The sequence below is a fragment of the Synechococcus sp. WH 8016 genome (genome assembly GCF_000230675.1).
GTDB lineage: Bacteria > Cyanobacteriota > Cyanobacteriia > PCC-6307 > Cyanobiaceae > Synechococcus_C.
Genome location: NZ_AGIK01000001.1, coordinates 157698 through 177194, shown reverse-complemented (window position 1 = coordinate 177194; position 19497 = coordinate 157698). Strand labels below are relative to the sequence as shown.

The 19497-nt window shown below is 54.4% G+C and carries 18 protein-coding genes; 11 read left to right on the top strand and 7 right to left on the bottom strand.

What is annotated here, in order from left to right; all coding sequences use genetic code 11:
• The first annotated feature begins 53 nt into the window (after positions 1-53).
• From SYN8016DRAFT_RS00945 to SYN8016DRAFT_RS00935, 3 genes are all read left to right on the top strand, one after another.
• Positions 54-1862, top strand: coding sequence for a DEAD/DEAH box helicase (locus tag SYN8016DRAFT_RS00945; RefSeq protein WP_006852341.1), 1809 nt, complete (start codon positions 54-56; stop codon positions 1860-1862).
• Between the two features lie 48 nt (positions 1863-1910).
• Positions 1911-2159, top strand: coding sequence for a hypothetical protein (locus SYN8016DRAFT_RS00940; RefSeq protein ID WP_006852340.1), 249 nt, complete (start codon positions 1911-1913; stop codon positions 2157-2159).
• Positions 2160-2431: 272 nt separating this feature from the next.
• Entirely contained in the window at positions 2432-2788 is a 357-nt protein-coding gene (locus SYN8016DRAFT_RS00935) for an RNA-binding protein (protein WP_006852339.1), read from the top strand.
• 19 nt (positions 2789-2807) lie between these two features.
• Here the strand turns inward: SYN8016DRAFT_RS00935 and SYN8016DRAFT_RS00930 are convergent, their stop codons facing one another.
• The gene (locus SYN8016DRAFT_RS00930; protein ID WP_006852338.1) at positions 2808-2993 is read right to left on the bottom strand and encodes a hypothetical protein; all 186 of its coding nucleotides are present in this window, start codon (positions 2991-2993) and stop codon (positions 2808-2810) included.
• Positions 2994-3090: 97 nt separating this feature from the next.
• Between SYN8016DRAFT_RS00930 and SYN8016DRAFT_RS00925 the strand changes: the two genes are divergently transcribed.
• From SYN8016DRAFT_RS00925 to SYN8016DRAFT_RS00900, 6 genes are all read left to right on the top strand, one after another.
• Entirely contained in the window at positions 3091-4899 is a 1809-nt protein-coding gene (locus SYN8016DRAFT_RS00925) for an ABC transporter ATP-binding protein (RefSeq protein ID WP_006852337.1), read from the top strand.
• 30 nt (positions 4900-4929) lie between these two features.
• The gene (locus SYN8016DRAFT_RS00920) at positions 4930-7020 is read left to right on the top strand and encodes a cation:proton antiporter (RefSeq protein ID WP_006852336.1); all 2091 of its coding nucleotides are present in this window, start codon (positions 4930-4932) and stop codon (positions 7018-7020) included.
• 67 nt (positions 7021-7087) lie between these two features.
• The gene (locus SYN8016DRAFT_RS00915; RefSeq protein WP_006852335.1) at positions 7088-7996 is read left to right on the top strand and encodes an LCP family protein; all 909 of its coding nucleotides are present in this window, start codon (positions 7088-7090) and stop codon (positions 7994-7996) included.
• A 27-nt stretch (positions 7997-8023) separates the two neighbouring features.
• On the top strand, positions 8024-8974 hold the full coding sequence (locus SYN8016DRAFT_RS00910; protein WP_038013581.1) for an aromatic acid exporter family protein: 951 nt from the start codon (positions 8024-8026) through the stop codon (positions 8972-8974).
• 60 nt (positions 8975-9034) lie between these two features.
• Positions 9035-10120: an FUSC family protein gene (locus SYN8016DRAFT_RS00905; protein ID WP_253909753.1), complete on the top strand. Its 1086-nt coding sequence runs from the start codon at positions 9035-9037 to the stop codon at positions 10118-10120.
• Between the two features lie 316 nt (positions 10121-10436).
• Positions 10437-12248, top strand: a complete 1812-nt coding sequence (locus tag SYN8016DRAFT_RS00900) for a TolC family protein (protein ID WP_253909752.1) — start codon at positions 10437-10439, stop codon at positions 12246-12248.
• A gap of 196 nt (positions 12249-12444) precedes the next feature.
• Here SYN8016DRAFT_RS00900 and SYN8016DRAFT_RS00895 read toward each other — a convergent pair whose 3' ends face one another.
• Together SYN8016DRAFT_RS00895 and psbP are read right to left on the bottom strand one after the other, a co-directional pair.
• Positions 12445-13752 (bottom strand): NHLP bacteriocin system secretion protein, encoded by a 1308-nt coding sequence (locus SYN8016DRAFT_RS00895; RefSeq protein WP_038013067.1) that lies wholly within the window; start codon positions 13750-13752, stop codon positions 12445-12447.
• Positions 13753-13871: 119 nt separating this feature from the next.
• Positions 13872-14426 carry a photosystem II reaction center PsbP gene (gene psbP, locus SYN8016DRAFT_RS00890; protein WP_006852329.1) on the bottom strand — a complete coding sequence of 185 codons (555 nt, stop codon included), beginning with the start codon at positions 14424-14426 and terminating at the stop codon, positions 13872-13874.
• A 104-nt stretch (positions 14427-14530) separates the two neighbouring features.
• Here psbP and recR point away from each other — a divergent pair, with 104 nt between their 5' ends.
• Positions 14531-15100 carry a recombination mediator RecR gene (gene recR / locus SYN8016DRAFT_RS00885; RefSeq protein ID WP_006852328.1) on the top strand — a complete coding sequence of 190 codons (570 nt, stop codon included), beginning with the start codon at positions 14531-14533 and terminating at the stop codon, positions 15098-15100.
• 31 nt (positions 15101-15131) lie between these two features.
• Positions 15132-16034, top strand: coding sequence for a lipoyl synthase (lipA, locus tag SYN8016DRAFT_RS00880; protein ID WP_038013580.1), 903 nt, complete (start codon positions 15132-15134; stop codon positions 16032-16034).
• Here lipA and SYN8016DRAFT_RS00875 read toward each other — a convergent pair.
• From SYN8016DRAFT_RS00875 to bioB, 4 genes are read right to left on the bottom strand one after another with little or no spacing between them, the layout of a single operon-like run.
• Positions 16016-16519 (bottom strand): hypothetical protein, encoded by a 504-nt coding sequence (locus SYN8016DRAFT_RS00875; protein ID WP_006852326.1) that lies wholly within the window; start codon positions 16517-16519, stop codon positions 16016-16018. The genes lipA and SYN8016DRAFT_RS00875 overlap by 19 nt on opposite strands.
• Positions 16519-17496: a DUF952 domain-containing protein gene (locus SYN8016DRAFT_RS00870; protein ID WP_038013065.1), complete on the bottom strand. Its 978-nt coding sequence runs from the start codon at positions 17494-17496 to the stop codon at positions 16519-16521. The genes SYN8016DRAFT_RS00875 and SYN8016DRAFT_RS00870 overlap by 1 nt, the downstream gene beginning before the upstream one ends.
• A 35-nt stretch (positions 17497-17531) precedes the next feature.
• Complete coding sequence (locus SYN8016DRAFT_RS00865; RefSeq protein ID WP_006852324.1) at positions 17532-18479, bottom strand: rhodanese-related sulfurtransferase; 948 nt, start codon at positions 18477-18479, stop codon at positions 17532-17534.
• Complete coding sequence (gene bioB, locus SYN8016DRAFT_RS00860; RefSeq protein WP_038013578.1) at positions 18479-19456, bottom strand: biotin synthase BioB; 978 nt, start codon at positions 19454-19456, stop codon at positions 18479-18481. The genes SYN8016DRAFT_RS00865 and bioB overlap by 1 nt, the downstream gene beginning before the upstream one ends.
• Positions 19457-19497: the final 41 nt, after the last annotated feature.

Below are 19497 nucleotides of genomic sequence, written 5' to 3'. Positions count from 1 at the left end.
TTGGACGTTGCAAGCCTGATTTAAAGGATTAATCAGGCAATTGCCTTTCAAGAATGACCAATACACCAGCTCAGGGCGAAGGGTCCTGTTCAGTGGATCTCAGCATGTCTGAGATTTCCGAGACCACGCCATCCGAACCCAACGATGACGTGTTTACAACGGTGATTGAAAAAGTCGAAGAGCCAGAGGCACCGTCTGGATTCTCAGAATTCGGCTTCAGCGAAGCCCTGCTCAAAACACTTGCTGATAAGGGATATAAAGAGCCCTCGCCGATTCAAAAGGAGGCTATCCCTGAGCTCATGCTCGGACGCGATCTCGTGGGCCAAGCGCAAACCGGCACAGGGAAAACAGCCGCCTTCGCTCTGCCTTTGCTGGAGCGATTGCAAGGCGACAGCCCACTCCCGAGCGTGCTTGTGCTGGCACCGACCCGTGAGCTCGCGATGCAGGTGGCAGAAGCGTTTAAGGCCTATTCCGCTGGGCACCCTCACCTCAACGTGCTGGCGATCTACGGGGGATCCGATTTCCGCTCCCAAATCAACGCGTTAAGGCGTGGTGTTGACGTCGTGGTGGGCACCCCAGGACGGGTCATGGATCACATGCGCCAAGGAACGCTGAATACCAGCGGATTGCGCAGCCTCGTCCTCGATGAGGCCGATGAAATGCTGCGGATGGGTTTCATCGACGACGTCGAATGGATCCTTGAACAATTGCCTGAAGAGCGTCAGGTCGTGCTGTTTTCAGCGACGATGCCGAACGAAATTCGCAGGCTCTCCAAGCGCTATTTGCGTGAACCGGCAGAAATCACGATCAAAACGAAGGAGAAGGAGGCACGCCGAATCCGTCATCGCTGCATCACGATGCAGAACTCTCACAAGCTCGAAGCACTCAACCGTGTGCTCGAGGCGGTGACGGGTGAAGGAGTGATTATTTTTGCGCGCACCAAAGCCATCACCCTCACCGTTGCGGAATCCCTAGAAGCCGCTGGTCACGACGTGGCTGTGCTCAACGGAGATGTGCCCCAAAACCAACGGGAGCGCACCGTGGAACGCCTGCGCAAAGGAACCGTCAACATCCTGGTTGCCACCGATGTGGCAGCGCGCGGACTCGACGTTGATCGCATCGGTCTCGTGATCAACTACGACATGCCTTTTGATAGTGAGGCTTACGTGCACCGCATCGGTCGCACAGGCCGAGCGGGCCGCAGTGGGGAAGCCATCCTGTTCATCACGCCCAGGGAGCGGAGATTCGTTGGCAATCTCGAACGCGCCGTGGGACAGGCCATCGAACCGATGGACATCCCTAGCAATGCCGAAATCAACCAGAGTCGACTCGACCGTCTTCGCACCCGCTTGAGCGCTGAAGCCACCAGCGAAGACAAACCAGAGGAAGAAACCGCTCTGCTTCAAGAACTCATCCAACGCGTGGCCCAAGAGCTCGAGGTGGAACCCGGTCAACTCACCCTGGCCGCCATGAGGTTGGCCGTTGGCGAAGGACCTCTGTTGGTGCAGGGCGATGAAAGCTGGTTGAAAGCTCCAATGCGCAACGACAGGAGAGATGACCGACGCGGAGATCGCGGTGGTCACGAGCGCGGCAGGCGACCCGAGCGGGCATCACGCCCACCCGAAGACGATATGGAGCGGTTCAGGGTTGAAGTCGGCCATCGCGATCGCGTCAAACCCGGCAACCTTGTTGGAGCCATCGCCAATGAGTCAGGACTCGAAGGACGGATGATTGGGCGAATTCAAATCTTTGAGACGCACAGCCTGGTGGACCTTCCCAAAGGGATGCCTGAGAACGTTTTCAATTCACTACGCCGACTGAAAGTGATGAACCGAGAGCTTCAAATCCGCCAGGATTCCTAACTCTTGAATCATCTTCTCCGCCTTGTGATCAGCCTCTGCCTATCGCCCATGCTGATCACAACCACCGGATCAATCGCGCAGGCCGCCGATGATTCGGAAGAAATCAAGAAGCTTTGCATGGCTGGTTTTAATGCCGCCATGTCTCAAGCTGGACAAACGCCACCAGAAGGCATGGGTGATTTCACCTGTTCATGCTTTGCAAGAGAAATGAAGGGCCTTGCTTTTATCATGCAAGCCCAAACAATCTGCAAAGAATTGGCCGCCGAGAAGTACGGCCCCCTCATGAAAACTCAGTGATATCCCCTGACGCATCCCTGGTGCATCACTAACGCATGGTCAGGATCTCCTCACCATGCGACAGAACATCGAAAAAAATGAAACTTTTCGATTTTCTGATCAAATGTTGTGATGTCGCTCCATGCAAACCTGTAGCGTGGTGAGGCATCAGCTTCATGTTCGGCTCTGATCGGCTCGCTCCCCCAGGCTTCAGCTCTCCAGCTTCAGCATCAAGGACTTTCCTTTTCGGACCAAAACTTCTCTGATCAAATGTCCAACGGTCCCCTCAGGAAATGACCATCTACATCGGCAATCTGTCTTTCCAGGCAGAACAAGAAGATCTTCTCGATCTATTCGGTCAATACGGAGAGGTTAAGAGCGCAAGTCTTCCTCTCGATCGCGAAACAGGCCGCAAGCGCGGATTTGGCTTCGTTGAAATGGCCACAGACGAAGATGAGCAAAAAGCCATCGACGACCTCCAGAACGTGGAGTGGATGGGTCGCATGATCCGCGTTAACAAAGCAACCCCACGTGAGCGCACTGGCGGCGGCGGTGGTGGCGGCGGCCGCGGCGGTTACGGCGGCGGCGGCGGCAACGGTGGTGGCAATGGCGGCGGTGGCGGCGGCTACGGCGGCGGCAACCGCTGGTGATCCATCGGGGGGAGACAGCTCATCGAGCCGTCTCCTCCATTTCAAGCTTGCAATCCAGCTCCAAACGACGATCGATCAACTTTTGAATGCGATCCCCAGGCCTTGTCTCTTCAACAGGCAGAACGGGTGCTGCATTGCGTACTTCATCACGATGCTTCCGCGCTAAGAAGCGATGAAAACGATTGAAAGCTCTTGTACGAGTCATCCAGTCTCCTCGATCTCTGATTCCGGTCTACACCGTTTCAGGAGGTTTGACGCTGTTGGGCAACACAACGCTTGAATAGAACGTCTTGCCATTGGTGATGGCCGATCAAATTCTGCCTGGTCGCACTCAGCCTGCCCTGCCAAGGCTTTTAAGCCATCTCCAGCCCTACAGAAGACGGGTCTGGATGGCAGTGAGCTGCTCCATCATCAACAAAGTCTTCGATCTGCTGCCTCCAGTCCTCATTGGCCTCGCCGTTGATGTTGTTGTTCAGCAAGATTCTTCATGGCTGGCAGCCTTGGGTGCCACAACAGTGCCGAGCCAACTGATTGTGCTGGCGCTGCTCTCCTTCCTGGTCTGGACCGCAGAGTCACTCTTTGAATATCTCTACGGTGTTTTGTGGCGCAATCTTGCACAAACCACCCAACACAGTTTGAGGTTAGAGGCCTACGACCATCTCCAAAAACTTGAGATGGATTTCTTTGAAAGAGATAGCACTGGGCGCCTTCTCACCGTTCTTGGTGATGATATCCATCAGCTGGAACGCTTTCTTGAACGGGGCGCAAACGAAATCCTTCAATTAGTCACCACCGTTCTGCTGGTCGGTGGCGCCATGACACTCATGGCACCGGGAGTAGCACTTTTCGCCTTTCTACCAATCCCAATCATCCTTCTGGGATCACTCAATTTTCAACGTCGCCTCGCGCCGCGATATCGCGAAGTACGCCAACGAGCTGGAGATCTCGCCTCTCGACTTTCTAACAATCTTGGCGGGATGCTCACGATCAAAAGCTTTGCAACTGAAGCATGGGAACTCGAACAACTACGTTCAGCCAGTGATTCCTACCGACAGTGCAATCGTCAGGCGATTCGAATCTCTGCTGCCTTTATCCCCCTGATTCGCTTTGCAATCTTATTTGCCTTTTTAGCAATCCTTCTGATCGGCGGCATCCAAGCTTGGCAAGGACTTATCGCTGTGGGGACCTACAGCTTCTTGGTCTTTATTACCCAGCGACTGCTCTGGCCCCTCACCACATTGGGACGAACCTTGGACGATTATCAACGTTCAATGGCCTCCACACAGCGAGTACTCGATCTCATTGACACTCCGATTCAAATCGCCAGTGGAAGCACTCATCTCAACCCACGGACTATCAAAGGAGACATACGCTATGAACATGTTTGCTTCTCCTATAGAGATCGCGAACCACTACTCAACAACTTCAACCTAGAGATTCGTGCAGGAGAAACCATTGGCATTGTGGGTGCCACAGGTTCAGGGAAAAGTTCACTGGTTAAATTACTCCTGAGGCTTTATCCGCTCACGAGCGGCAGGATTGTTCTTGACAACCATCCGATTGCATCGCTGCATCTGCAAGATCTTCGCCGCTGCATTGCACTCGTGAGTCAAGATGTTTATTTGTTTCACGGAAGCGTCGCAGAAAATATTGCCTACGGAACTCCTGAAGCGTCTAGGTCGTCCATCGTTTGGGCAGCAGAACAAGCCGAAGCCCTAGCTTTTATCGAAAGCCTCCCGCAAGGATTTGACACGCTTGTAGGCGAACGAGGTCAGCGTTTGTCCGGTGGTCAGCGCCAGAGAATCGCCCTAGCTAGAGCCATCTTAAAAAATGTACCCGTGTTGATCCTTGATGAAGCAACAGCCGCTGTTGACAATGAAACAGAGGCGGCAATTCAGCGTTCGCTCATGCGCATTACGGCGAATCGGACCACACTGGTGATTGCGCATCGACTTAGCACCGTGCGACATGCCGATCAGATCATTGTGATGGACGCTGGTCGCATTGTTGAACAGGGCACCCATGATCAACTTCTGCACAAACCAGGCGCTTACGCCGACCTCTGGCGGGTTCAAGCTGGCTTACGCAGTGACGAAGCGCTGACGCTTTAACGCCAAAACTTTTCATCCAAGACTTCGCCGATGGCTGCTTCGCTGTCCCACCTGATGCATCACCCACTGGGCATTTTTGCTCAGCTTGTTGGGATCAGCGTCTTGATTCCGCCCTTAACCAGACGGCTAAGGCTTCCCGATCTGGTCGGACTGTTAGCCGCTGGCGTCCTGGTTGGTCCCCACGTCTTGCATTGGATCGATGCCAAAAGCGAAACGATCACGCTTCTTTCTGATATCGGAGCGATCTATTTGCTGTTCACGGTTGGACTGGAAATCGACCTGGAAGAGTTCAACAGGGTGAAAAGTCGCTCCGTGACCTTCGGAGCCCTGATTTTTGTTCTGGGGGTTGGAACGGGGTTCGGCATCGGCCAGATCTTTGGCTTCCCCTTAGTGCCCAGCCTGCTCTTGGGGGCCCTGATGGCCACACACACTCCGCTGGGATATCCAATCGTGAGGAGTTACGGAGCCCAGCGTGACGAATCCGTGATTGTGAGCGTTGGAAGCACGATCTTCACCGACATTGCAGCGCTATTACTGCTCGCTGTAGCCCTAGGGCTGGGCAAGGGAAACCTCACACCGAGCAGCTTTACGGCGCTGCTGATCAGCATCGGTGTGTTTGCTTTCGTCGTCGTCTGGGGCATTCGCATGCTTGGGCGCCATCTATGGATGCGCAGCGTCATCGATGAAAACCGGGTGTTTCTGGCGGTGTTACTCACCTTGTTTGTGGCTTCCCTTGGCGCTGAACTCGCAGGGGTTGAAAAAATTGTGGGCGCCTTTCTGGCTGGGCTCGCCGTGAATTCCGTCCTTCCAGAAGGCAAGGTCAAAGAGCAGGTGATCTTTGTAGGGGGAGCCTTATTCATCCCCATCTTCTTCATTCATTTAGGACTGCTGCTCGATCTCGGCAGCCTCGCCGACAGCATCAGCAACATTGAATTCACAGCCCTCATGCTCACTGGCGCTTTGGGATGCAAAGCCCTGGCGTCCGTGATTGCCGGGCGCTGGTTCCGCTACAGCCGCAATCAAATGCTGCTGATGTGGTCGCTCGCCATGCCGAAGGTGGCCGCCACGCTTGCAACGGCATTCATTGGTTATCAAGCCGGCTTGCTCGACAACACAGTTCTCAACAGCGTTCTGGCCGTCATGGTGGTTACGGCGACGCTCGGTCCAACCCTCACCACTCGATCCGTCGTGGCCCTGATGGAACCGAATGAACACTCCGGCTTTGGAACACCAGGACTCAATCCAGATCAGGACGTACCTGGAGAGGTGGTGCGCCGCCCGCTGAAAGTATTGGTGCCAGTGGCCAACCCAGAGACAGAGTTGAGTCTGCTGAAGTTGGCGGCTCGACTCTCCCAGGGAGAGGGTGATCACAATGGGCAGCTTCTTCCGCTCGCACTGGTGAGCCCAAGCCTTGAGGAAGCTCGCGGTGGCTTAAATCGGGCCCTGTCCGCCGCAAGGAGCAGGCTCAGTCAGGCAGCCAGCAACGGAGAGGGCCTTAAGGCAACCACGCGTTGCCTCCTACGCGTGGATGACGACATCGCTGCGGGCATGAGCAGAAGCGCTTTAGAGGAGGGAGCCGATCTGCTTTTAATCGGAGCAGGACGCCCTGACCCACTACGCAAATGGCTCCTGGGCGATCTGGTCGATGGGGTCTGCCGAACGGCTCATTGTCCAGTGGTGGTAGCCAATCTGGGGCGGCGAGACCTCAAGGAACTCAACCAAATTTTGGTTCCAATCAAAGATCTATCGGCCAGTGCGCGCGAACAATTTGAGCTCGCCCTGCGGCTCCTATCCACCGCGCCTGACCCAACATCCACCACCATCAGCCTTCTTCACATCCATGATCCGCGCTTCAATCGCCACGAACGATCCTGGATGGAAGAGCAACTACTGAGCTGGTGTCCGCGTAACATCTCCAGCCAACAGATTCAAATCAAACTGCTGCAAGGACCTGGCATCGATTCAAAAATCCACTGGTTCAGCCAAAACCAAGATCTCGTGATTCTGCGTTCACAACGACGTCGCGTTGCTGGCCTCCCCATTCCGGCCAGTGATCGCACGAGCAACTTGGTGCATCAGTTGGGCTGTCCGGCCCTAATGATTAGCGATCCACTCCACTAATCATGGTTGTCACGACACAAACTTCAACACAATTCATCGGTTGGAGGAACAGACCTAGAATTTGCAGATGAACGGCCAAAGAAGTCCGAATAAAAAAACCCTGTTCACAGCAGCAGCGCTTGGACTCTTTGGCGGCTTGTTGCTATCGATCCCTCTCAGTCGATCCCTGATTCCATCAACAGAACTTCCCAATCTGGTCTCCGTCAGCAACCCATTTGAAGGCTGGTCCAGCTTTGACAATGAGAATATCGTTGTTCTTGGGATGGATGCTGGAGGCGGCAATACAGACACCATTTTCATCCTTGGAATTGAAAATGGTGAAACCTCGATCATTCAAATCCCAAGAGATAGCTACATTGATTCTCGCAGCTTTGGTCCCATGAAGGCCAACGCACTTCATGCGAGAGGAGGACCAGATGCCGTTAAGACAGAATTAACTCGCTTAATGGGCCGACCAATCAATCATCATATTTTAGTCAATCTCGAAGGAATTCGCACCATTAGTGATTTACTTGGAGGCCTAGAAGTTGATGTACCTAAACGCCTCTACTACCAAGATAAAAGCCAAGGATTACTGATTGATCTTCAGCCAGGCCCTCAGGTGCTCAAAGGCCGTGAGCTTGAAGGTTTTCTACGCTGGCGCCACGATGGACAGGGTGACTTTGGCCGACTTGACCGACAACAACTCGTCTTGAAAAGCCTCTTCAATAAACTCATCCAACCACAACATCTCATCCGTTTGCCAGCCCTCATCACGGCAGCTGGACGCAATCTTGAAACAGATCTTGGCCCTATGGAGTTAGGCAAACTGATCACCACAATGGGAACAACAGAACTCCAAACCAGTCGGCTCAAAGCCCGTCCTTTTTATCAAAATGGAGTGAGTTATCTCGACACACAATGGCCTGCAAACGTTCCAGAACGAGGCATCGATTCGAGTGAATCCAGCAGCAGACGCTTCCAGTTGCTGTTCTGAGGACGTCTGCAAGCAAGCATGTCTGGCATGAACGACAACATTGTCAAACAAAGCCTGCGACTCGGGATTAGTGTCTTAATTACCTGCGCAATCGCTCAGCACTTTGATCGAATCGACTTCGTTTGGTATCCGGTCTTAGCCGTAATTTTTGTGGTTGATGATCAAGATGAAAATACTCTACGAGCAGCTCGAGGCAGAATTCTTGGCACGATTAGTGGGGGCTTGGTTGTCTTTCTAGTCCATACACTTTTATCAGGCTGGATCGGGATATTGGTCAGTCTTCTGATCACCGTCCCCCTGCTTCGACGCCTGGGCTGGACCAGTGGTTTGTCGACAGCTGTTGTGATTACTGTGATGTTTCTGGGGATCCATGATTATGCACTCTTAAATTGGAGTTATGTCCTCAATAGGAGCATCGACACCCTCGTGGGAATCTGCGTCGCCTTAGTGATGGGCCATTTGCTTTGGCCGAAAGATCGCTTGAAGCGCATGGAAGAGATTCATCAAAAACTGATGACCGCACTGAATCGGCGGATGCAGCATCACATGCAAGCACTGCAGGGGATCACGACTCCACCACCTCCATTAAATCCTGGCTCAATCACGCGAGATATTTTAGAAATTCAGCGTCTGATTAATATCGAACAACAACTCGGTCCACGGCATCGCCACCAGCTCATTCGGCTGCGCTGGAAACAACGCATCAGCCTTTGGCGCAGCCTTCAATCGCACTGGATTTTAAGCGAGAGGCTTCTTGATGATCTAGCGCACAGGAACCAGTCTCTACGATTACCTGAATTGGCTGAACAGTTAGATCCAAACTATGTGATTGGCTGGAAGCCATTACAACTCCACGAGCAAGATCATCCACTTGGCCTCGCCCAACGGATCCTCTTGGAGGAAGAGTTCACATGCTTTCTGCGACTGGTCAGCAGTCAAAGACGCCTGAATCAAATTTTGATTCAACAAAGCAAATAAATGATGGATCATAACCATCACCCTCAACAGAGCAAACGTCATCACGCTCAGCATCCCTGGTTGACTCGACAAGATCTACGCCTCGCCGTCGTCACCGGACTCAGTGCCGGACTTGGTCTCCTAAGCCCTATTCCCTATGGCTACTACTTACCACTCACAACAACAGCTGTCTTAGCAAGCACCTACGGAAATTCAATGAGGCTTGGCATTCAGAGACTGCTGGGCTCCCTCATGGGTGTCATTATTCTGATCATTTTCACCCGAGGACTGGAGCTGCCTCTTCCTTTAGGGCTCGGACTGGCTCTAGCCACAACGCGGCTTTTTGGAGGGATTTTAGGTTTACAAGTGGGCTACAAAGTGGCTGGGAATATCATTGTGATGGGATGGCTTGTCCATGAACAGGTGGAAACCGTCTGGGGCCCGATTCGCCTCTTCTGGACTGGACTTGGGATTGTTATATCACTGTGGGCATCACAATCGATATGGCCCAGTCGAAGCATTCCCACACTCCATCAACAATTTGCATCACTACTCGCAGCTATCGAACAAGAATTATCAACGGAGAGTCGTCGGCTGAAGGATGATTCCATAAGCGCCAGATCACCAAAACAACAACAGGCGAATCGCATCTCCCTCCAAACACAACTCAATGCAGCGAGACAGCAGCAGGCCATGGCACAAATGGAGCTAGGAGTGAATCCTGAACAGCATCCGTTGCATGAACTATGGAGCAGCATCGACCTTCTAGCTTCACAACTACTCACCTCCCTATGGGCGATAAGAAGCCTGAGTGCGCCCATTCAGAAGCCTGAAAAAATTAAGCAACTTCACCAAAAGGAAGCGGAATTATTAGACATACTCTGCAAGCAGATCCTATCGATCAGCAGCGAGCTCAGAAGCCCAAAAACAATTAGCTATCAAAAATTAAATCCTCAGGCGATGCTTAAGATCAAGAATCTTTCTTGTGATTATGGCCAATGGCTCGAACAAACCACCCACGACCACCTAGCCACTGAACACAGCCAGATCAGCAAGCAACGATTCAGACAAATCATCCTAAGAGTTACCTTGATTGACTACATTCGATCGGCCATCATCGAAGCAGTATCGATTCCATCCATGACAGCCATCTCAAACAAGTCATAGGTAGAAGATTCAATCAATCCCAATTAATAAGCATCCCAAAGATCCATCCAAACTGACCGAGAGTCTCACCCAAAAAGTTGATCCAAAAAGGCGAAGCTTCCTCCCATGCATTAATCCCTCAAGGGAAAAAGTCTATGGAAGGAATTGGCGATGCATTGCTGCAGCCTCGTTCAGCTTGCAAACAGTCTCATGGTCATGATGGCGATGGATCGCGAACGGTCAAACTCAACCAACTTGTGCCATGCACACCTGTCACTGCTGACCAAAGTGCGTGAACATACCCAAAAGTGGCTTTAGGAGCCGTCATCCGAAGCACGTGTTGAATTCCTCCCGATGTGATCTGGTCCTCAGCCGTTACCTATCCGCGCTCGGATTGATTTGCAGCACCTTCGCGCCCGTCGCCGCTCAGACCATTGCGGCTCCTCTTGATCGAGACGACACAACAGAACAACTTGAGAAAAACTGGGAACGACTGAATACCCAGGTCAACGCTACTGACACGTTGACCGGTCCAGCACCAGCGATCGAGAGCAGTGACGATCTCCGAACCCTGGAAATCCCCCAACGGCTGATCGATGTCAATGCTCCCCCCTCCGGTGTGCTGACAGAACAAGACGCGCAGCCTGATCCACTTCTTCGCCTTCCTTCATCCACTGACCGCCAAACACGCGTCCTTTCTCTCACTCTTGAGAATGCTGTCACGACGGCCTTCCGCAACAACCCTTCCCTAGGCGCTCAGCGAGATTTAATCGAGGCGCAGGCCGCCACCATTGCATCCGAATCAAGTCGCTATTGGCCAACGATCAGTGTGTTCGCCAATCTGGATGGATTTCAAAGCGGAACAACCACCTACACCCCCTACGGCAACAACACCTACGGACTGGGATCGCTCTTTAATCAAAAAGATCAGACTCCCAATTTTGCGCTGACCAAGAATGGGAAAGACATCAGTGGAGTGAGTGCTGGACCCTTTTACCAGCCACCCGGGGGGGGCATCGGGGTGGTATCCAATGGGGTCTCCGCCGATGCGGGGCTTCAAGTCGATTACGACATCATTAATTTTGCGCGAACTCCCAGAGTTCAAGCCGCACAAGCCCGTCTTAGGCAACAAGAAAATCTCTATGCCAACCAATTAAGAGCGATTCAGCTTGAAGTGAGTGAGGCCTATTACAACCTTCAACGTGCTGAGCAACTTGTGCGCATTCGCGATGCGATCGTTCGCACCGATCTTGTCGTTTTAGAAGACACTCTTAATCTCAAACAAGCTGGTCTTGTTCCAAGAGTGGATCTGCTCAGACGGAGCAGCCTTCTCGCTTTGGACGAAGAAAGCTTGATCCAAGCGATGGCTGATCGTGCGGTCGCCCGCCGTGACCTTTGGACCGTTCTCAACCTGTCGAGTGAGATCACCCCCAGTGCCAGCGACCCGATCACGCTCCAACCACGATGGCCCTTAAACCTAGAAAAAACGGTGTTGGCGGCTTATGACGACAATCCAGAGCTCACAGCGATTCTCGCCACACAACAGGCACTGATGCGTCGTCAAGATGAGGCGGCTGCCCAGCTACTCCCGCGCCTCAGCCTCTTTGCAGCAGCCGGTGGCCTGGGCGCCGTAGAACGCACCTTCAATATTTCGCCAATCGGAGGTGGATGCTGCGCCGGCACGTTTCTTCCACTCGAGCAAGTCAGCGGTTACGAATGGTCGGTGGGGCTGGCCTTCCATTGGATGATCTTTGATGCCGGTGGAACCTCAAACAGAGTGAAAGCACTGCAACTTCAAGAGCAAGCAGCCGCCGAGCAATATGCGAAGACCCGAAACGCGATTCGCTTACGACTCGAGCGAGCGTTTTTAAACCATGAAGCAAGTTTGGCGAAATTAGTGTCAGCCAGACGAGCGGTTGGTGCCAGCAAAGAGGCCTTCCGCGACACACAACTGCGCTACCAGACCGGACTGAGCGATGAAGTGGACCTGTCCATGACCCAAGAACAACTCGTGAATGCCTTGGTGAGACGATTATTTGCCACTGTGGATGTGAATGTCACCTATGCACGCATGCTGCGTGAACTCTTACCCATGCCTAAGAATCCTAACGACCCCGTATTAACCCAATTAACGCTTCGTTTTCCTTGAAAGCAGCCCTAGCTATTGAGACTTTGAAGACCACCAGCGCTCAATTCGATATCCAAAAATCACCAAAAAAACGACAAACCAAAACCATAATTCTGGTGGATTAGCATTCAAAAGCACGATCAATAAAACCAATTCAGAGATTAACCAAGGAATCTCTTGTTTGAGGAGTGGACGCAATGACATCGTGGAAACAGAATCAAGGAAGAGTGTCTGGTTGGCGCAGAAAAGGTAAGTCAAAGAAGCGGTCAATCCTCAAGGAGCGATAACCGCCTGTGAGCGAACGAAGCCCCGGCAAGACATAGGTGACCGGTGAACGCCATTCGACATAAGCAAAGGTGTCCACAGTCAAACCATCGCGAATCGGGAAGACGCCACTTCCATCAGAAAGCGTCCAAAGGAATCCATCATCAGAGTTGGATTGACGCTGCAGACTGATCTCAGCTCGCATCACTGGGCCATCCCCGGCCAAGTCTTTCGCCAGCTGTGCATTACCGGTTGTTGTGGCGATATCTTCTTGGGTTGCAGGCAAGGTGAGCACACTCGTTACCTTCCCTTCAATGCCGCCAAAACGCCCCCTTTGGTTCCAGCGCGGGACCACTTCAACGGGGAGCCCTAGGGGTAAGCGACGCGCATCAGCAGGGGGGAAGTAGGCGACAGCGATCAGATCGCGGCCGTTACCTCGGGCCTCATCACCCCGTCCAATCGTGCCAAGACGATCCCCCATTTTGATGGTCTGACCGGGAATCACCTGCAGATCCAGCACACGGCCATCGCGCTGGGCTGTAATCGTGCCATCAAAGGCTAATTTCGCCTCACTGACGCGAATCTTGCGCTTCAGATCATCAATAACAAAGGTCCGATCGAGCTGCTCAGACTCAAGATCTAGTTTGATTTGCTGAAACATCGTCAGCGCCTGTTTGCTTTGAATCTTGAGGTCATCCAAAGCAACACTGGTGCTGGTCAGTCCTTGCTCTGCTGACACCACTTCATTGGACAGGGGAGCGACCACCGCGCGACGCGATAACCATTCAAGGTTGCGAAGCTTTCCCGCAAACGTGCTCTGGAGGTCACCCAGCCGTCGCTCGTCATCTTTGAGTTTGGCGAGCGTGGTATCGAGAGCCTGTCGTGCAGTCTCAATCCTCAATGCATCGCGCTGGTTTAACTCGATATTTTGTTTTTGAAGCTGATTTAAATTCCCTTTTTCTTGCTCCAGTTCCCGTTCAAGCTCAGGCAAATACAGCGTCATGAGGACCTGCTGTTTCTCAACGCGATCACCGACACGCACATCCACATCAAGCACTTGACCAGCAGACCTGGCATTCAAAACGCCAGCATTATCTGGATAGATCAGAACGCCTTTCCCTTCAACTTGAGTAGGGACTGGCCAAAACAAAAGCCAAGCCGTGAACAATCCCCCCATCCCTGCCAAACAGACCCCAACCTGCCGATGGTCATCAAGACCATTCCAACGCGTTTTCAACTTGCTGAGGGATATTAAAGCCACAAGGAATATCTATTCTGCAGGTCCATCCTGAAAACCATGGATGAGGGCAAGTCTAAGAACATTAATCTTGTGTCAACAATGTTCAAGGATCAGCCCCTCCTCCATGGCTAGGACATCTATCAGATCAACAACGTAAACGATGTAATCACAGACTCAAATAAGTCTTTAACGCGAGGCCAGCGGCTTTCATTCGTGCTTGTGGCAAGCGTATACAAACGGCCCCGATCAACAACGACGGTGGCCAGCTCATGGCGGTCACGATCCTGAAGATGCACGGCGTACTCGAGGTCATAGAACGTATGACCTGAGGACTCCCGTTCTCGCGCTTCGATCAATTCGGCATTGCGTCCACTCCCATCTGGGGCGATCACATCACGGCGCAAGCGTTCCCCAACGGCAACAGCACTGCCAAGGGTTTGTAGATCGTTATCAGCATCCACATCCGAGACCACCAGGCTCACCGTCTCATCACTGTTGATCAAATCGTGAAAGACAACGGTGGGACCTCCCGTCACCGCCACACGGGTCCAACCCGTGGGATAGAGGAAGGCGTACCTGCCGTCAGGGCTCTGGAACGAATTAAGACCAGCTCCAGCGCCACTGCAGGCGGTGAGCAATAAAACACAGACGACGCTGAGGAGCGATCGGAGCGGAACTTGCGAAGGAAAGCGCATCGAATCGTTCATGAATCCATCCCATTCTGCCCGGAGATCTCCCTGCCTAGATTTCAGAGACTTGCAGAAGAGTTCTGAGCGGCTTCACCCGACCGCTAGCCCGGTTGATCGACCAGTTCGAACGTCTCCCTGGCATTGGTCCACGGACCGCACAACGGCTGGCTCTCCATCTGCTTCGCCAACCGGAAGAGCAGATCCATAGTTTTGCTGATGCTCTATTGGCAGCAAGGAGTCAGGTGGGGCAATGCCAAACCTGTTTCCATCTCAGTGCGGAACCCACCTGTGAGATCTGCAGGAATCCAGAGCGCTCGATCGGCTTGCTTTGCGTGGTGGCCGATTCAAGGGATCTGCTTGCCCTGGAACGCACCAGAGAATATGCGGGCAACTATCACGTTTTGGGCGGCCTGATCTCTCCGATGGACGGCATTGGTCCAGAAATGCTGCAAATCAGCAGCCTCGTGAACAGGGTCGCAGCAGACGACATCAAAGAAGTGATCCTGGCGCTCACACCAAGCGTGGAAGGGGACACCACCAGCCTTTACCTGGCTCGCCTGCTCAAACCATTTACGGACGTCAGCCGAATCGCCTACGGCCTTCCGGTCGGAAGCGAACTCGAATATGCCGACGACGTCACCTTGAGTCGGGCGCTTGAAGGCCGTCGAGCAGTTGAATGAACCCCCCAGAAATGCGGTCATGAAAACGAGCATGAGCCGTTACAGCGCAATCCGCCCCAGTGAGCGCCTACCCGAGTGGTTGAGACGGCCGATCGGCAATGCCTCGGCGATTGAAGAGGTGCAAAACCTGGTCAAACAAAACGGGCTGAACACGATCTGCGAGGAGGGCCGCTGCCCCAACCGGGGGGAGTGCTACGCAGCCGGTACCGCCACCTTCTTGCTCGGTGGCTCCATCTGCACCCGTAGTTGTGCGTTCTGCCAAGTCGACAAAGGCCGATCACCAGAAGCCCTGAACCCTGAGGAAGGGGAACGGGTGGCGGAAGCCGTGCTGCGCATGGGACTGCGCTATGTGGTCCTCACGGCCGTAGCCCGCGATGACCTTGCAGACCATGGGGCCAGCTTGTTCACCAACGCGATGGCGGCGATCCGTGCCCGCAACCCCTTGATCGCCATCGAAGTGCTCACCCCAGACTTCTGGGGCGGTGTGGCCGATCAAACCAAAGCCCTCCAAGCTCAACGGCAACGGCTAGCCAGCGTTCTGAAGGCACAGCCCGTTTGCTTCAACCACAATCTCGAGACGGTGAAACGACTCCAAGGCGAGGTGCGCCGTGGGGCGACCTACATCCGCTCGCTTGGACTACTCGCCGCGGCCAGAGAGCTTGCCCCATCGATTCCCACCAAAAGTGGCCTGATGCTTGGTTTGGGTGAAAGCAAAGATGAAGTCGTCGACACCTTGAAAGATCTACGCCGTGTGGATTGTCAGCGCATCACACTCGGCCAGTACCTCCGGCCCTCCTTGGCCCATATCCCCGTAGAGCGTTACTGGCACCCCACGGAATTTGCAGAGCTTGGTGCCATCGCCAGCGACCTTGGTTTTTCTCAAGTGCGCAGTGGACCTTTGGTCCGCAGCAGCTATCACGCGGCGGGCGACTGAGCCGTCCAGCGCTGCTCAGCTCGCTGCTGCACCTGGGCACAATCAGCCGTCATCAGCGCACCAGCACCACCCCAAACCATGCGCAGAGGCAAATCCCAAACAGCTGCTTCCACCTCGCGCACCGTGTGGAAGCCCCGCTGTTGGAAATAGCGCACCAAACGCCGATGTTGGCCCTCTGCATCGCGAATCGCCAACAGCCTGGCCCTCCGGCAAGGGGTGGACTCCAACGCCCAAGCCATGGTGGCGGCCCAAATCAAATCGCCTGTTCCGGCCGGAGCTTGGGGACGAACGCGCATCGTATCGAGCTGCAATCCAGCGCTGGCCCCATAGGCCCAGGCTTTCATCTCGCCCTGAAGTTGCAAGCGATCACCAGCCAACTGTTCAGCCACCACCAGACGCAAACTCCACAGCCCTAAGGGGCGTCCCACCTTGAGGCGCAACAGCAAGCCGCGCTCGCGCGCCTGAGCTTCTAAGTCATTGAGCATCAGCACGTGGGCAGGGAAGAGAAGGGACTCACCTCGACCACCGAGGCAATGGGAAGCGGGCCATACAGATGCGGGAAAAGCACGCCTGTGTGAATGGCATCTGCTCGCAGGGGGGCCGACACCAGCTTTGGATCGATTCTGAGCGATAGGACGGCACCAGCGTCGGCATAAAACCGATCAAACGTGGCTTGCACCTGCTCTTGCCAAGACAAATGAATGAATCCCACCTGCTCAAGAGAAAGTCCGCGGGTTGAAACGCGATAGTCGCCGTGCTGCAGCGCAGCCTTCCAATCGGCTTCCAAGGCGAGATGAAACAACGGCTGATCGATGGGAATCGCAATGGCATCCGCCGGGAAAATCGGTTGCATGGCGCCTGGCAACCAAGGATCTGCCCGTTGCATCAACCGCTCCATCATCGGGTCATCGAGAAAGCGCATGAGCCACTCCCGCAATGGCGCCAAGTGATGATCGGCATCAAATCCAGCTTCATCCGCCAGACGCCATTGCCGTACAAACGGCCAGAGGGCCGCATCCGCCAAAGCCAGCCGATCCTCCAGCAACCAGCCGTTCCGACGGATGCGTTCGCTCCAACGGCGCAGGATCTCAAGACCAGCCTGGCGATGGTTCTCCTTTAAGGCTCCTGGATAGCGATCGGTGTATTTGAAACGGTCGAGATGATGCTTGAACGGCCCATCATTTTCTTCGATCAAAAAGTCCGAGCCCTCTCCCTCCAACACGCCTCGGGGATCGGCCTGCTGCAAAGCCCAGCGCATGATCGCCAAGCTCTCATCGATCACGCTGCCATCCGGGAGGACCAGCACAGGAACCGTGCCCTTCGCCGAGACCTCCAGCATCGCTGCAGGCTTGGCTTTGAGCTCAATCTCACGCCACTGCACCAAGAGCCCTGCCTGGAGCAGGGCCCAGCGAGCACGCATCGCGTAGGGACAACGGCGAAAGCTGTAAAGGATGGGCAGCAAGTGAAGCCTGAAAGCAAGTCAGGGCTACTGAAGCACTAGGCCTGAAGCTGGTCGATCTGTTGTTGGCGCATCGCAAATCTGCGGCGATCGGCCTCTGTGAATTGATCGATGCAATGCAAACACTGCACGCCCTTGATGTAACTCGGCAGAGTCTGCTGCTCAGAGGAAACCGGCAGGCCGCAAGCATGGCAAAGGCAGTAGTCGCCCCGTTCCAACTGGTGGTTGAGCGCAACGCGTTGGTCAAACACGAAACACTCCCCTTGCCAACGGCTGTTCTGCTCAGGAACCTCTTCGAGGTAGCGAAGAATGCCTCCGCGCAAATGATGGACTTCGCCGAATCCCTGCTGCTGCAGAAAACTGCTGGCCTTTTCACATCGGATTCCTCCCGTGCAAAACATCGCAATCCGCTGAGGTCCCTCTCGCTCCACACGGGGACGAAGCTCTTGATCCACCCAGTGGGGGAAGTCTCTGAAACTCTCCGTTTGCGGATTCAGGGCCCCGGCAAAACTACCGATCGCCACCTCGTAGGTGTTGCGCGCATCGATCACCAACGTGTTGGGATCATCGATCAAGGCATTCCAGTCTTGAGGGTCCACGTACGTGCCCACACTGTCGCGAGGGTCCACTTGAGGCTGGCCAAGGGTGACGATTTCGCGCTTGCTCCTGGCCTTAAAGCGTCGAAACACTTGATCCGGATTCCAGCTGCGCTTCACCTCCAAACACTCGTAATGGGCATCACCCAGCCGAAGTTCGCTGCGTAGAAGAGCGAGCAATCGCTCCACTCCCAGCGAAGGACCGCACACCGTGCCGTTCACGCCTTCAGCAGCAATCAGCACTGACCCGAGAACGGCTTCGGCCTGAGCCAGGGGGGGAAGGGCGCTGAGCAGCTCCTGTTGATCCGCCTCAGCCAACGGGGTAAAGGCATAAAACGCCGCCACCAACAGATCGCTCTGGACTCCATCAGCTCCCATTGCCGGTTCCATCAGGCAGCCGCAGGGGAGTGCCAGTTGGCCTGCACTCCGGCCGTACGAAGCAGGGCACGGTCAGCCTCCACAGCAGGGTTTCCCGTCGTGAGCAGCGTTTCACCATAAAAAATCGAATCTGCACCAGCCTGCAAACACAAAATCTGAGCCTCCTGGCTGAGCTGTTCCCGACCCGCGCTCAGACGAACCCGACTGCTTGGCATCAGGATCCTCGTGACAGCAATCATGCGCACGAGCTCGATCGGATCGATGGGAGGGAGTTCTTCGAGCGGAGTGCCCTCCACTGCCACCAAGGCGTTGATCGGAACGCTTTCTGGATGGGGGTTGATCGACGCCAGCACCTCCAGCATGGAGGCTCGATCCTTCACGGTTTCCCCCATGCCAATAATGCCGCCGCAGCAAAGGGTCACACCCGCTTGACGCACCCGCTCAAGCGTCTCCAGACGTTCTTGAAAGGTGCGGGTGGTGATGATTTTGTCGTAGTGCTCAGGACTGGTATCGAGGTTGTGGTTGTACGCCGTTAAACCCGCTTCAGCGAGGCGTTGGGCCTGGTCATCGGTGAGCATTCCGGCGGTCACGCAGGCTTCCATCCCCAGGGCACGCACGCCACTCACCATCTTCAACATGGCATCGAAGGGGGCACCCTCGCGGATTTCACGCCAAGCCCAGCCCATGCAAAATCGATCCGCACCTGCCTGCTTGGCTGCTTTGGCACGCTCTAAAACAGAAGCAACCTGCAATTCGGGCTGCCCCGTGACATCACTGCTGTGATGCATCGATTGAGGGCAGTAGGCGCAGTCTTCTTCACAGCCTCCGGTTTTGACGCTCAAAAGCGAGGCCAACTGAACGTGATAGCCAGGGTTGGACGCACGATGCACCCCCTGCGCACGCCAAAGCAAATCCATCAGTGGAAGATCCAGAAGCGCTTCGATCTCGCTTCGCGTCCAGTCGTGGCGCACTTCAACCGCTTCCGTCATCACCCTGAGAGAAAACCTCGAACCCTCAGGATCCCAGAGCA